Here is a 14937-nt window from a genome sequence, read left to right as displayed (position 1 = left end):
GTTTTTTAGACAATTACATTTCACGGAATTCTTGAAGCATTCATGTAACGCAAAATAATTCGCTGTTTATTTTTGAGTTTACGATCTTGACGGTGGTGTTGATAATAACGCGGATTCGGCAAGATCGCTGCCAAAAATGCGGCTTGCTCACGTGTTAGACTGCTTGCCGATTTTCCAAAATAATGACGTGCTGCAGCTTCCACACCAAAAATATGATCTCCAAATTCAATGGAGTTCATGTATACCTCAAGAATGCGTTGTTTTGACCACATACGCTCCATCATGACAGTAGCGACCGCCTCTTGTCCTTTACGTAAAAAAGAACGCTTATTAAATAAAAATAGATTTTTGGATAATTGTTGGGAAATGGTAGATCCACCCGCAACCACTTGTTCTTTTTCTTTATTTCTTTCCAAAGCATGTTTTATGCCGTCAAAATCAAAGCCATGATGTTGCATAAATTTAGCATCTTCAGCTGCAATAATCGCACGTTTCAGATGATCACTGATATTCTCATAATCACGCCATTGATGCTGAATAGGCTTCGAACTGTCGGTCCAATATGTCCAACGCATGAGCATCGTTGTATCAACAGCATTGGTTCTCCACCATGCAAGACTTGAAAAAATCCATAGTTGAATTACAAGGATGATACTGACAATGACCAATAAAGTTCGAACAATAAATGCTTTCATGTCAGTGTGTTGCTCCTTTTGTTAGCGTAGTACATGCTTGACCTTAATCCATATCATTATCACAGAATACAATGACATGACTGAAATGCAACCACCCCAATTTCAAAGCCAATCACGTCTACCCTTAAGTCAGATTACGTTTTTAATCATTACACTGAATGTTGGACTTTTTATCTGGCAAATCTTTAGCGGGGTGGATATATCAAACCCAGCAACAATAGATGCTTTGCGCTGGGGTGCTGATTATGCACCGCTGACTTATTTAGAGGAACCCCTCCGAATCTTCAGCAGTACATTTTTTCATTTTGGTCTTATTCATTTAATGCTCAATATGTGGGCATTGTATATCTTTGGCAATGTCGCTGAGAAAACACTTGGACACGTTTATTTTTTAGGCTTGTATCTATTAGCAGGCATTATGGGAAGCTTGATCAGTGGACTGATTGATATTCGGAATAGTTACGAGTTATTGGAGCATGTCAACCATGATTTATTTCCACGTGTATCCGCAGGTGCATCAGGTGCCGTTATGGGTTTAGGTGGTGCTTTAACGCTCTTATCTCTTTTTCCCCCTTTACCACAACAACAATTTCTCTTTGATCGTAAATCGTTGCTGATCATCTTGGCATTAAATATTGGTATGGGATTCATGATCCCTGGAATAAATAATGCAGCGCATATTGGTGGAATGTTGATGGGTGCAGTCATGGCTTTATGTTGGTACATCGGTCAACGATCTAGACTAGGCTTCACCACCACCATCGTGGTACTTCCTCTAGGCATCTTCTTATGTTGGCTCATGTATCAATATAACTTAGGCTTAGTGAGCGGAATACAACCCATTTGGGCTGAAATGTTGCAGCAAATGAAAATGCAATTGGCGTATTAATTCCAATTGCATTTTTTAGACCTCATAAATTTTATGATTGATTGAGTTCGCGCAAGCTTTTTAATGGAGGAATCTCAGTTAAGTAGCTTAAACGATAACGACCAATCAGCGCACATAAGATCATCATGCTCATAGGTAGAATCACCCAGATTTCCCAATGCGGTTGTATTGCGAGATCCATTTTATAACTGGCGATCGCACTGATGACCTCAGCAAAAAAACACGATACTAAGCCAGCCATAAAGCCGATAAATCCAATTTCTAAACTCAGCATATTTTTCAAATTGGATTTTGAGCTGCCAAATGATCTTAAAATCGCGACTTCTCGCTTTCGCTCATCCATCAATAAATTAATGCAAGCAATCAACACCAAAAAACCTGAAACACTGACGAGAAGCGCAAGAATGGTAATAATCTGAACCAGAACAGATACTAAGTTTTTAATTTCCTCTAAAATTAAGGAAACATCGATAAATACAGTATTTGCGAACTGCTGAATCAGATTGACCAACTTGGATTTTTCATCTTGAGGTACAAAAAAACTTCCTAAATAACTTCCAGCATTTTCATCCATCGTATTCGGTGCAAAAATGAAGAAAAAATTTGGACTGAAGCTTTCCCACTCGACTGTTCTTAAATTTACAACTTTGGCTTGAAGTTCACCTTCTGGCAAGCTAAAGCTGAGTTGATCACCCACTTTTATCCCTAACTCTTCAGCAAGATTTGCTTCAACAGAAACATCTCCCACCTGCTGCAATTGTGGCTGCCCACTGACAATGACATTATCTTCTGGATAGCCTTGAGCTTGAGTCAAATTCAACTCTCGTCTGAGTGAGTTATTTTGCGCTCTTAATGATTCCGAAAATGGCTGACCATTATGTTTAATTAGGCGTCCGCGGATATTCGTATACAAGGGTGTACTTGGCCAACCTTCTTTTTCGATCTGAGCTTTAAATTGCTCAACTTCAAATGGAGGAAGACCATAAATAAATTGATTTGGCGTACCTTCAGGTAACTGTTGCTGCCAACGATCTAATAGATCCGTCCTTAATACTACAAGAACTGTAATCAGGCTCAGACCTAATGCAAGTGCAGTAATTTGAAATGCTGTTTGATTAGGTACACGTACATAGGCTGACCATCTATTTTTCAAAGATTTGATCATCTTTAATAGCAACCAAACTATGCTGAACATACTTGCACACAATGCGAGGATCGTACCGATAACGAGCAATGAGAGCTGTATATTTTGAGTGAGCAAAATACAAAATAAAATAAGACTTACAGCTCCCGCTCCCAATAAGGTCAAGAGAGAACGCGTAGATTTAACATCCTCACGGATAACACGAATTGGAGGCGTATTTAAGAGCTGCATCAAACTTGGGACAATAAATCCAAACATCACAATGACACTGGTGAATATTGCAATCGGCAAAGGACCCAAAACCAAATCAAACAAGCTAAATTGGATGTCTAAATGCGGAATTAATTGCAACATAAACTGCAATAAAATATAGCCTAGACCAATCCCTAACCCAGTACCGATGAACATCGCAATTGCGACGGCAATCATAAGCAATGCAATATAGTTCTTAAGAATTTGGAACTTTGCAGCCCCCATACATCTCATTAAAGCAACATGATCTTGATTTTGTTGAACGTACCGTTGACTGGTCAACGCAATTGCAATACCGCACAGTAAAATTGTAAGAATGTTTGCAAGCTGTAAAAAAGTATCTAGATTTTCAATTGGACGCATCAAGCGGGTATTCGCCTCATCCGCAGTTCTCAAGCGAATTGAGCTTTGGGTTTCCATTGCTTGCTGATCATCTGCATTTGGTTCAATCATTTTTTTAGGATAGAGCTGATCAAAATAAGCCGTAAACTCATTAAGTCTATTCGGCTCACCAGACATAAGCAGACGATATTCGATACGACTTCCAGGCTGAATCGCATTGGTTGCCGCAACATCAGATTGTGAAATGATCACTGTAGGTGAAAAGGCTGAAAATCCGAGTTCTTGGTTAGAATCCTTTTCAATGACTCCTGTGACTGTAAAACTCGCATCTGCGATTTGAACCCTCTCCCCTATTTTGACATTTAATAAATCTAAAGCACGTTGACTCAGCCATACCTCTTCTGACCGAATAGCAGTCTGATCAGGTTGAATAATGAGTTCACCACGTAGCGGAAAATTGGACTCAATCGCTTTGACATTCACCATGACAAATTGTTCATCAGTATGTGCCATTGAACCAAAAACCGTCACTTGGGACTGTTGTAGATTGAGTTGGTTCGCCTTCTGTTTAAATTTTTCATTGAGCGGATATTGATCACTCAACACTAGATCAGCAGCTTGAAGCTTAGCAGCCTGCAATGAAACAGCTTGTTGAATCTGATCATTACTGAACTTTAAAGCGGTTGTCGCACTAATCGCGAGACTCAATGCAAAAATGAGCAAATAAATCCCTGTGCTAGCAAAACTTTGCTTCAACAAAGGTTTGAATAGCGCACTCATACACGCTCTCCAGAAGCTGAAGCGCCTTGCACTTTTTCTAATTGACCATCGATCAATTCATAATGCGTCTCACATTTTTGTGCTAGCTTTTGATCATGGGTGACTAAAACCAATGTAGTGCCCAGCTCCCGATTCAAATCAAATAAAAGCTGTTCAATCTCCTGGGCTGTCGTCCCATCTAAATTTCCCGTTGGTTCATCCGCAAATACAATTTTGGGCTCAGCAATTAAAGCGCGTGCAATTGCTACGCGTTGTTGTTCTCCCCCAGACAGTACTTTAGGTGTTTGAGTACTTTGACGATCTAAACCCACTTTGTTCAACCAATAAAGGGCTTGTTGTTCTGCTTTGGCATAATCAAAATTCTTTTGAATTCTCAGCGGTAACATGACATTTTCAAGCGCAGATAAAGAAGGTAAAAGCTGAAAGGATTGAAATACAAAACCAATATTTTCAAGTCTAATTTGAGCGCGTTGCTCTTCGCTTAATTGCTCAACTGCTATACCATTAATCGACAATGTTCCTGAACTTGGCTGATCTAATGTCGCCAGAATTCCCAACAATGTAGATTTTCCAGAACCCGATCTGCCTGTGATTGCGACTTGCTCGCCAGAATAAATTTGTAGATTTAGACTCTCAAAAATCGTCAACTTTTTTTGTTGGATCTGTATCGTTTGTGTCAATTGCTGTGCAGAAATTAACGCTTGTGGCATGATTGAAGAAGTTGAGTCATTACGAAACATAGAAAGCCTTTATGCAAATCAGTCAAAGTTTAAATATTGTTACGTTGAGAAAAACTGCCTTTTTATTTATCTGCAGTTGTCTGTTTCTTTTACCGATCAATAGCTTTGCAAAAACTATCCTTATTCTTGGTGATAGTTTAAGTGCTGGTTACGGCGTGCCTAACGAGAAAGGTTGGGTCAATCTTTTGCAAAAACGTCTTGATCAACAGTATCCGAAACAACATCAAGTGGTCAATGCAAGTGTCAGCGGTGAAACAACCAGTGGTGCATTAGCACGTTTGCCCAAATTGCTTCAAACACACAAACCAGATATTGTCGTAATTGAATTGGGAGGTAATGACGGTTTAAGAGGTCAACCTCCAAAATTGATTCAACAAAACCTAACTCGATTAGTTCAATTGAGCCAAAAATCTAATGCCAAAGTCCTCATGTTTGGCATGAAGATTCCTCCAAATTACGGCTCAGCCTATAGCAAAGCCTTTGAAAATAATTATAGGGTTGTGAGCCAGCAATTTAATGTGAAGTTGCTCCCTTTTATTCTAGAAGGTGTTGCTGGAAATAATAAACTCATGCAAAAAGATCTGATTCATCCTAATGAACAAGCTCAACCTAAACTCTTAAATAATGCATATCCTTATATTAAAGGCGCTCTATAAAGTTATAGACATAGAGATCCATAAATCCCAATCAATAAAAAAGCCAGCTTAAGCTGGCTTTTTTAAAATGCTGGTATTAGAAGTCAAAGAATGTAACTTCACCTGTTTCAAGTGAGTATTCTGCACCTACAACTTTTAATTTACCTTGTGCAATCAAGTTTTCCAACACCGCAGAACCATGGCGCAACTGGTTAACTGAAGCAAAAACATTTGAGCGAACCGCGTGTACTGAAAGCTTTTTCAAATCATCTTTTAACTCAGTTTGCATTAAAATTTCGACTGATGGACGTACGCGATTGACAATAGACATCAAATTAACAGATGGCGGTTGTTGAGGATTACGTAATGCTTCAATCGTTGAGTCGATTGCGCCGCAATGTGTATGACCCAATACAATCACTAAAGGACAATTAAAACTTTCGGCTGCAAACTCCACACTTCCAACTTGAGATGGAGCTACGATATTGCCTGCTACACGAATAACAAATAAATCACCTAAGCCCTGATCAAAAACCATTTCAGCTGGAACACGTGAATCAGAACATCCTAATACAATCGCAAATGGCTCTTGAGTTTCAGCCATCTGAGCGCGCTCATGATGCGTCAATAATCGTTGATGCTTGGTTTGACCTTCAACAAAACGTTGATTACCAATTTTTAAACGTTCTAAAGCTTCTTGTGCAGTTAGCATCTTGTATCCATGGTTTATCAAGGTTTGAGGTAATTTTAATACTGTGCTTTTTGATTGTCACTGACAAAATTTAAACTCTGTTACAATTTTTGTTAATTGCTAAAAATATCTTCAATTTCTTCAAATCTGATGATTATGATCATTCCTTACTGAAACACTTTAGCAGCTGATTCAGCGCTTAAATTTATGTTTATGAAGTAAAACTTATTTAAATCGAGAACCAATTATCACAAAAATAGGATTTATTTTTTTACTTTTAACTACTACTTTATAAAAGTCACTTGATTATAATGTCGCCCTGTTTTAAGGGATTTCACCTGCATGTTTGTTCATCTTCCTTTACCCACATTGAAGCATCAACATTTATTTTCCATTTTACTCGCATTAATGCTCAGCCTCGGTATCTCATCTACTCGAGCAAATACTGTTGAATTTATCGACTATCAAAAAGTTTTAAATGAAGAACGTGCTTGGGCAGGACTATCCAATAAAACGATTCGCGTCGGAGATGTTGTGTGGTCTTATAGCGAAGGTGGTCCTGCTGATCGACCTGCCTTATTGCTCATTCATGGTATAGGCATGAATCGAGACAGTTGGAATTATGTAGCTCGGAATCTCACACAGCAATATCGTGTCATTATTGTTGACTTGCCTGGAAGTGGACAAACGCTAACACCAAAGGGATTTGACTTATCACTTCCTCATCTGACTGAACAGTTACGTCGTTTTGCAGAAGCATTACGCATTGAAAACCAGCTTAATCTAGCGGGTCACTCTGTCGGTGGATCAATCGGACTGATGTATGCTGCTAAATATCCTCAAGAAATGAAAAGTTTATTTCTGATCAGTGCCGGTGGATTATTCAGAAGCAACAAAACATTCTTCCTCAATAACCCAATTTATTTAAAGCAGCTTTTAATCTCACAACCTGGTGACTTGAATTATGTTTCTAGGAGAGTCATGCATAAAGCTCCCTTCGTACCCAGTTTAATCAAGAAACAACAAGAGCAAGCACTTATTCAACGCGCGGCGGATACATCTGAGCTGATTCATCAGCTTGTAAAACTCAATCAACAGTACACCGTTGAATCATTTGCTCAATTGTTAAAAAATATTGAGGTTGAAACATTGATTTTGTGGGGAAAACAAGATCAGATAGTCAATGTTGAAGTTGCACATGAATTAGGGACCGCCTTAAAAAAAGCACATCCCCCTATTTTATTAGATCAAATTGGTCATACACCTATCGTAGAAACACCTGATCTTGTGGCACAACATTACTTAAGTTTTTTAAATAAGATGAATACCGTTAAAACGTCATCGTCAAATTAAGGATATTGAGAATTTTCATGGAAAAAAATCCTAAAATCGAACAGTTGATTGAGGCACATTTGGCATTTCTTGATCATGAATTTTCTCAAGATGACACCATTGAAAATGAATTTTTATATTTTTATCAATGGTTTCGAAAACAACCTTTAAAGCAAATTTGGTCTTTCGAGGCGATTAATGCACTGCTTCAAAAACAAATTCTAAATACACCTGCAACTGATTCTCTCATTCAACAGATTGCGGAGCATATTCGATTTGCGTTGGTTCACCCGCTTAATGAAACGACTCAAATCGAAGATATTATCTCGGTTCACACCATTGATCGAATTGCACTTTACATTTCATCTAAAAGTGCTCATCGCCAAGCTCTAATTAAACGTATTGTGAACAATCCCGCATTTTCGAGTATGCTCACCGAGTTAATCCATCATTCTATTCAGGATTATATTGATAATTCAGTGATGAATAAAAAAGTACCCGGTGTCGGCCGCTTTATGAAAATGGGGAAATCAGTTCTTGAAAGTGTCACTGATTCAAATCTTGATGATACGGTCAAACATTATCTTCAAAAAAATATTATCAAGATCAGTCAAATTAGCGAACAAGTGATTAACCAACACTTTGATGATAATAAGCTATACCACTTTCAAGCCAATCTTTGGCACAAAATAAAGCAAGTCCCACTCTCTTCTGTTAAAAACTATGTTGAAATCAATGATCTACCAAATACTGTGGCAATGGGACATGATATTTGGGACAACCTCCGTCAAACTGAATATCTAAAGCAACAAGTACACGATGGTATTTACACGTGGTATTGCCATAATCAAGACCGCTCTTTTGATCTGATCATGCAAGATATCAATATCAACGAAAGCCTTGTTCAAAATGAATTAAGTGCTCTACTCTGCCCCGTAATCAAGCATATGATTTCTAGTGAACACCTTAAACAACGTGCACGTGTATATCTTGAAAAATTCTACTATTCTGAACCAGCACTAAGTATTCTCACATCTTAATTAGAAAACCGCTCCTTAGAGCGGTTTATTAGAAATATGTCGTCGGTATTTGAATCTCAATTTGATGCTCACTCAGCCATGAATTGAGACGTTCTATTTTACGTAGGTCCTTTGATTTTCTATGCTCGCTTATAGGGCAGATATAATGGCAATTCATCAATAAAAATATACTCTCAACAAGTAGTTTTAAATTTTGCTGAAAACAAGGAAGGTGATGTAACTGTTGAAAAGTTTTAGAACCTGTTCTTAAACTTTCAATAATGGCACTGATCACCTCCTTCGGAGCTTGAATTGGGCCAATTGATGTTTTTAAATTAATATTATCCAATCGCTCATTGTTAAGAATAAGATCTAATCTAATCTTATGTAAAATTCCTAAATGGTCTTCAAAACGGTAATTCACTGATTTTTTTTGAAACAAATCCATACGCTGCTTTGAATCCCGAGCAATATCTTTTAGATACTCTTTTGTATTCGAAATATTCACATCTGATATCAACTGTTGCAAGTCGACTGGAATGCTAAGAGAATCTAAGTTTTCAGTTGGAACTGCACTCCCAATATATGATAGATCAGCTTCGATCTTTAAAATCTCATGTACATCTACACTATAAAGGGGTTGCCAATAATCAGTTAAAAGTTCGTGAGCGAGATAATTGGTATCATTTTTTAATGTATTCACAATTCCTTGTATTTTGTCATATCCAATAAAAGCGCCTCTCCGATTTAATTCACTCACTAGTGCTGTAGACAATTCAATACTTTGAGCAGATTGCTGAGACGTATTTTTATCAACCAAGTTAAAGATTTTTTGAATAGGCTGTAAAGTAGCGGATCCAGGAAAGCACATATAGTGTAAATAGAATAGTCCTTGGTCCTTTAAAGATTTATCTAGAATCTGCCTAATAAAATATTGATTGTGTTCAGAAACCCAAGAATACACTCCATGACAGACAATGAAATCAAACACTTCATTATTATTTTTGTTAAATTTTTCAAAGTCTATATTTAAGAATCTTATATTGCTTAACTGTAAGAATTGAGCAAGCTCTGTAGCTCGTTGTATGTGTTTGTCATTAAAATCCACTCCGACAAACTCAGCGTACGGATTTGCAATTGCTGCCACAATCAAGTTAAGACCACAACCACAACCTAACTCTAAATATCGAAAATTTTGAGATATATCTGGCGCTATATAACCTTGAAATTGGCTGATTGTACTCAACCAAATTGGCTGCATCTCTGGATAAAAAAACATAGGATAGATAGTGTCAACCACATAGCCATCGACGCGCTTCATTATTTTCCTTCTAAACTCGACTATTCAAAGCTTGGAGTGAGATTCTCGCTCTCACTCCAAGCACAAGACATCAAAACTTATAATTCAAGGCAAAGCTGTAACGTCGACCATCAAGCACCCAATCATTTCCATCTTTCAGTACATTTTTGTTTGCAACATTATATACACCAGTAGATAGCTGGAATTGGTCACTATACTTATACACAGCTCCAACATCTACAAATGTATAAGCTGGTGTTTTATCTCCATCGGTATCACCCACTGTTTTGCCACGATAATTCAATTGAGTCCATAAATACAATTGATCATTAAAGTCCCAATCTAAGCCTGCATTAAACATATGTTTAGGCAAATTATTCAATGGTTTACCTTCATACTGTCCAGATTTTTGCTCACTATCTGTGAATGTATAAGAGTGTCTATATTTTAAGTAATCTGTAATGTTGTAATCTGTGGTCAGTTCAAGCCCTCTAATTTCGGCCTTATCAATGTTATAGTTGAGTGTATAACCATTTGCGTTATATGGCAGATTAAGGTTGGACTGATAGAAAGCACTGCTATTAACGAAATCATTAATTTCAGATTGAGTGTAAGGCGGCTCACCGTCATTTTTTGGGGGAAGTCGACTACCATCTAAACGACCAGATCGAGTAATTTTATCGTTAAAGTCAGTTTGATAGACCATAAGACTTGCAGATAAACCCAATTCAGGATGAGTGAATGCAAAACCTGTTTCATACGTTAAACTGGTTTCTGGCTTTAAATTTGGGTTTGGCATAATTGCCCCGCCCATTGAGTTCAGCATGTAATCTGGAGAAGAATTACGTAAGCTCGGCGCTTTATAGCCTGAAATTACACCTCCTTTTAAAGTCACGTTGTCTGTAGCTTTATAAACTGCATATGCCTTTGGACTGAAATTATCACCAAAAAACTCATTTTCATCGAAACGACCACTTAAGGTTAGTGCTAACTTATCACTGACATTCCAAGTATCTTCTGCAAAAATAGACCATTGATATCGATCCATTTTAGTGACTTTACCAGCCATCGCTGCATTTTGGTTACTTGTACCATCCTCAAGATTTTCTTTTAAATATCGCCCGCCAATGGTCAGACTATGATCTTCGAAAAAGTACGTTCCTTGGGTATTGGCTGTGATAGTCTCAAATAAAATCCCCCCTGGATTTTGAACTTTACCCACAGTACGCCCTGTAATTGCATTATTTTTATCTTTATCATATTGCAAGTAAGAAGTGAGTTTTAGATTGTCGTACTCACCATCATGAGTAAGGCTAAAATTATTTTTTTCTAATTCTGAGTAAGTCCCTGTATTCGGTACGACATCTGAACGATAGATTAGCTCACCATCATCATTACGATTATTCGTATTATATGCTGGATAATAATTTCCATTAGATAGAACGAAATCTTTACCATCAATATCAACTTTAGGACCCGTTACTGAAACATACTGGGTATAACTTTTACCTGGGTTGTGTGTACGCTCTTGTTGAGTTCTTACATATTCAGCAGTGAGTGTGTTTTTTTCATCTGGTGTAAAAACAAACTTTGTACCTAGATTTGTTTTTTGAAAATCTGGTTCACTCTCACCTGTTTCGGCTGTATTTTTTTGTAATGAACTTTCTTCAATCGTTTGAAGACCAGCTGTAACTTGAACCGAAAGAAGCTTATCAATTAATGGTGCATTTACATACAAGCTGGTATTGGTTGCGTCGTTGTTAACGTCATTCGATTTACCAGCTTTGATATATTCTGTTCGAATACTTGCAGTCAAACGATCTTGATGCTTTTTAGTAATGATGTTAATTACACCACCCATTGCATCAGAACCATATAGAGAGGATGACGGGCCTCGAATCACTTCAATACGTTCAATCGATTCTATTGGCGGTAAGAAGTTTACTGATGCTCCTTGAACCCCCCCATTTGTTGTTAAAAGACTACCATCATTCATTGGACGTCCATCTACTAAAAATAGGGTATAAGCTGATCCCATACCCCGAATGGAGATCGTCTGGTTCGTTCCACCGCCTTGTACAAATACACCTGGAACATTTTTCAATGCATCAGTTACATCACTATAAGATTTTTTTTCTAATTCTTCGGCAGTAATCACTGAAATAGTAGCAGCAGCATCCGCTATATTTTGCTCATAACCACTCGCTGAAGTTACGACAATTGTTTTTAACTTAGTTGTATCTTGTTTTGCATTAGTATCTTGACCAATTTGCTCTTGTGCAAAACTTGAAACCGACATGGTGGTTAAGACAGCAAACGCTAACTTAGATTTTAAAAATGTCTTTTGCATTGTGTAATTACCAAAGAATGTGTGGAGAGATCTTGTTCGAATTGTGTCGCATTGTAACAAATGATAATCACTTTGCAATAGATTATGATAACTATTCTCATTTATAGTTTTGTTTTTACATTTCAATTTTATTGATATTACTCATTTTGTTCAGTTTTCATAAAAAAAAGCCCCCTTTTAATGGGAGCTTTTCAAATCAACTTTTGTAAATTTAAAGGCAACTTATTTCATATAAGCGCCTTCTGATTGGCTGTGGTCTGTCTGGTCCACAACACGTTGTAACTCTGGGATATGCTGTTTTAGCGTAACTTCAACACCTTGTTTAAGTGTCACATCAATTGCTGAACACCCTTGACAGCCACCACCAAATTTCAAGACCGCTGTTAAACCATGCTCAGCATCTTCAACCACTTCAACCAATGCACAGCTTCCACCATGCCCTGCTAAACCAGGGTTAATTTCTGACTGTAATACATAGGTTATACGTTCTTCAATCGATGCATCTGGACCTACACGTGGCACTTTCGAGTTAGGTGCACGGAAAGTCAACTGACCACCAAAGCGATCTTTGTTGTAATCAATCACTGCATCCAATAAGTATGGGATTGATGGTGTATCAATATATGCAGCAAATTTTGGATATTCTTGTTTATAGTCGGTTGGAACGACTTCATCTGGTGCACTATACGCCATGCAGCATTCAGCACGTGGTGTACCCGGATGTTCTACGAAAACACGTACCGCGATACCAGGAGTATTTTGCTTCTCTAAAAGTTCAAACAAATACTCTTGCGCAGTTGGTGTAATTAATAAATTTGGAATTTCTTCAGCAACTGCAGTGCTGGTGTTCTCAGTCGACATAACAATTTTTCCTCAAGCTGAAGACTCTATTTTAACTGAAGATCGGGGATAATATTTAAAATTCAACTAAATTTGTCAGAATTATTATATTAATAACAATTAAATTTAAAAAAATGGCATGATGAATAGAATTAAAGCAATTTATTCAATCTTATCCATATGCTTGATTTACCTTTTAATCATACTGTCACCATCGTTTTAATTACGGTTGCCATTTCACTGGTTGCATTTTCCAATCAAAATATTATGAATCGTTTGATTTTTTGGCCTCCAGCCATGCAGAAAGGTCAATACGATCGATTTATCACGCATGGTTTTATACATGCAGATGGAACACATCTACTGTTCAATATGATCACACTCTTTTTCTTTGGAAGTGTAATTGAAAGTTTTTATCGACAATACTTATATGAACTCGGATTTGTTCTGTTCTATTTAGGCGGTTTAATCGCGGCAATTATTCCAAGCTATTTAAAACATAAAAATGATCACCGCTGGGCAAGTCTAGGGGCTTCTGGAGCAGTGTCAGCAGTCTTGTTTGCTTATATTTTATTTCAGCCATGGAAACTGATATTTGTCTTCTTTATTCCAGTTCCAGCCATTATTTTTGCCGTGCTTTATGTTGCTTATAGTATTTGGTCAGGTAAACGTGGAAACAGTAACATCAACCACAGCGCACATTTATGGGGTGCAGCCTACGGTGTCGTGGTTACGATATTGATTGAACCTCAAATTATTCCACATTTCTTCAGCAAGTTGCTTCAACTACCTTTTTAATTCTTAATCCTTGCGGAGGATTAAAACACTCCGCATAAATACCCTTCAATTCAAAGTAGATACTAGTAAGAAGATAAAAACACAAATTCAACAATGATAATGATTATCATTTATACATCCATGGTAAGCTTTTATCAAACCTCGAGGTATTGATATGACTTACATTAAACTTCCATTGGCACTCATTCTTTCATTCAGTGCCGTTGTTTCACATGCTCAACCTGTTCAATTCACTTATCAAGATCAAACTATTCAGCTGCAAAATACACCACAGAAGCTGGCTGTGTACGAATTATCCGCGTTGGATACACTGAATGCTTTAGGTATTCGAGCATCAATCGTACCCGAAACTACATATGTTGGTGCTTTGAAAAAATTTAATGACAAACAATATGTAAAAGCTGGATCTTTATTTGAACCCAACCAAACCATATTAAAAGAACAAAAGCCAGATCTCATCATTGTCGGCGGGCGTTCTGCTGCAAAATTAAATGAGGTCAAAAAAATTGCACCTGCAATCAACCTCTGGCCTGATACTCAAAACTTCAATCAAGACCTGAAAAATCGCACACTTTTTTTAGCAAAAATGTTTAATAAGGAACAACTCGCACAATCTAAATTAGATCATGTCTATGCCCTTCAAGCACAACTTAAACAACTTACTAAAGGTAAATCCGGCCTGATGCTTTTTGCCATGGGTGATAATTTTATACCGCATGCAAAGAATGAAAGATTTGGATTTGCCTATGATATTTCTGGCTTAAAGTCAGTGGTGCCAACTGCAGCACCTCAAGCCTCAAGTACTCGACCTGCTCCAAACTCACCAGAAGCTCTTGCTGCCGCGCAACGCAATTTAGAGCGTCTAACACAAGCAATAAAACAAAATCCTGATTTCATCATTGTGTTAGACCGTGGTGCTGTAAACACGCAAAACTATGCTGCGAAACAACATATTCAATCACATCCATTACTCAAGAATAGTCAAGCAATCAAAGAGAATCGTGTCATCTTTGTTGATGCCGATGCCTGGTATTTAACGGGCGCTGGCTTAGATAACACTGCATTTATGTTAGAAGAATTGATCAATGGTATAAAAAATACTAAATAATTGATTTTATTTATAAAGGAAG

General features: G+C 37.5%; 13 protein-coding genes. 6 read left to right on the top strand and 7 right to left on the bottom strand.

Annotated features, from left to right (window positions below):
• Positions 1–20 precede the first annotated feature (20 nt).
• The gene (gene mtgA / locus AC1M9L_RS09160; RefSeq protein ID WP_035266660.1) at positions 21–695 is read right to left on the bottom strand and encodes a monofunctional biosynthetic peptidoglycan transglycosylase; all 675 of its coding nucleotides are present in this window, start codon (positions 693–695) and stop codon (positions 21–23) included.
• Positions 696–771: 76 nt separating this feature from the next.
• On the opposite strand from mtgA, the gene AC1M9L_RS09155 reads away from it, so the two are divergent.
• A complete protein-coding gene (locus AC1M9L_RS09155; protein WP_481591935.1) occupies positions 772–1584 on the top strand; it encodes a rhomboid family intramembrane serine protease in 813 nt (270 codons plus the stop codon).
• Positions 1585–1615: 31 nt separating this feature from the next.
• Here the strand turns inward: AC1M9L_RS09155 and AC1M9L_RS09150 are convergent, their stop codons facing one another.
• Together AC1M9L_RS09150 and AC1M9L_RS09145 are read right to left on the bottom strand one after the other, a co-directional pair.
• Positions 1616–4102, bottom strand: coding sequence for an ABC transporter permease (locus tag AC1M9L_RS09150; protein ID WP_481591934.1), 2487 nt, complete (start codon positions 4100–4102; stop codon positions 1616–1618).
• Entirely contained in the window at positions 4099–4812 is a 714-nt protein-coding gene (locus tag AC1M9L_RS09145) for an ABC transporter ATP-binding protein (RefSeq protein WP_481591956.1), read from the bottom strand. The genes AC1M9L_RS09150 and AC1M9L_RS09145 overlap by 4 nt, the downstream gene beginning before the upstream one ends.
• A gap of 41 nt (positions 4813–4853) precedes the next feature.
• Here AC1M9L_RS09145 and AC1M9L_RS09140 point away from each other — a divergent pair, with 41 nt between their 5' ends.
• On the top strand, positions 4854–5498 hold the full coding sequence (locus AC1M9L_RS09140; RefSeq protein ID WP_481591933.1) for an arylesterase: 645 nt from the start codon (positions 4854–4856) through the stop codon (positions 5496–5498).
• 76 nt (positions 5499–5574) lie between these two features.
• Here the strand turns inward: AC1M9L_RS09140 and AC1M9L_RS09135 are convergent, their stop codons facing one another.
• Positions 5575–6189 carry a carbonic anhydrase gene (locus AC1M9L_RS09135; protein WP_035266649.1) on the bottom strand — a complete coding sequence of 205 codons (615 nt, stop codon included), beginning with the start codon at positions 6187–6189 and terminating at the stop codon, positions 5575–5577.
• Positions 6190–6510: 321 nt separating this feature from the next.
• On the opposite strand from AC1M9L_RS09135, the gene AC1M9L_RS09130 reads away from it, so the two are divergent.
• On the top strand, positions 6511–7521 hold the full coding sequence (locus tag AC1M9L_RS09130) for an alpha/beta fold hydrolase (RefSeq protein WP_481591932.1): 1011 nt from the start codon (positions 6511–6513) through the stop codon (positions 7519–7521).
• 17 nt (positions 7522–7538) lie between these two features.
• Complete coding sequence (locus tag AC1M9L_RS09125; protein ID WP_481591931.1) at positions 7539–8540, top strand: hypothetical protein; 1002 nt, start codon at positions 7539–7541, stop codon at positions 8538–8540.
• A gap of 28 nt (positions 8541–8568) precedes the next feature.
• Here AC1M9L_RS09125 and AC1M9L_RS09120 read toward each other — a convergent pair whose 3' ends face one another.
• The 3 genes from AC1M9L_RS09120 to nfuA all read right to left on the bottom strand — a co-directional run bounded on the left by AC1M9L_RS09120 (position 8569) and on the right by nfuA (position 13030).
• Positions 8569–9819 (bottom strand): class I SAM-dependent methyltransferase, encoded by a 1251-nt coding sequence (locus AC1M9L_RS09120; RefSeq protein WP_481591930.1) that lies wholly within the window; start codon positions 9817–9819, stop codon positions 8569–8571.
• Positions 9820–9910: 91 nt separating this feature from the next.
• Positions 9911–12169: a TonB-dependent receptor domain-containing protein gene (locus AC1M9L_RS09115; protein ID WP_481591929.1), complete on the bottom strand. Its 2259-nt coding sequence runs from the start codon at positions 12167–12169 to the stop codon at positions 9911–9913.
• Positions 12170–12391: 222 nt separating this feature from the next.
• Complete coding sequence (nfuA, locus tag AC1M9L_RS09110; RefSeq protein ID WP_481591928.1) at positions 12392–13030, bottom strand: Fe-S biogenesis protein NfuA; 639 nt, start codon at positions 13028–13030, stop codon at positions 12392–12394.
• A gap of 159 nt (positions 13031–13189) precedes the next feature.
• Between nfuA and AC1M9L_RS09105 the strand changes: the two genes are divergently transcribed.
• Together AC1M9L_RS09105 and AC1M9L_RS09100 are read left to right on the top strand one after the other, a co-directional pair.
• The gene (locus AC1M9L_RS09105) at positions 13190–13807 is read left to right on the top strand and encodes a rhomboid family intramembrane serine protease (RefSeq protein WP_179997692.1); all 618 of its coding nucleotides are present in this window, start codon (positions 13190–13192) and stop codon (positions 13805–13807) included.
• 154 nt (positions 13808–13961) lie between these two features.
• Positions 13962–14915 carry an ABC transporter substrate-binding protein gene (locus AC1M9L_RS09100; RefSeq protein WP_481591927.1) on the top strand — a complete coding sequence of 318 codons (954 nt, stop codon included), beginning with the start codon at positions 13962–13964 and terminating at the stop codon, positions 14913–14915.
• The last annotated feature ends 22 nt before the right edge of the window (positions 14916–14937 follow it).

Source organism: Acinetobacter sp. ANC_7511, from assembly GCF_056779975.1.
This window is presented reverse-complemented; position numbering and strand designations above follow the sequence as displayed.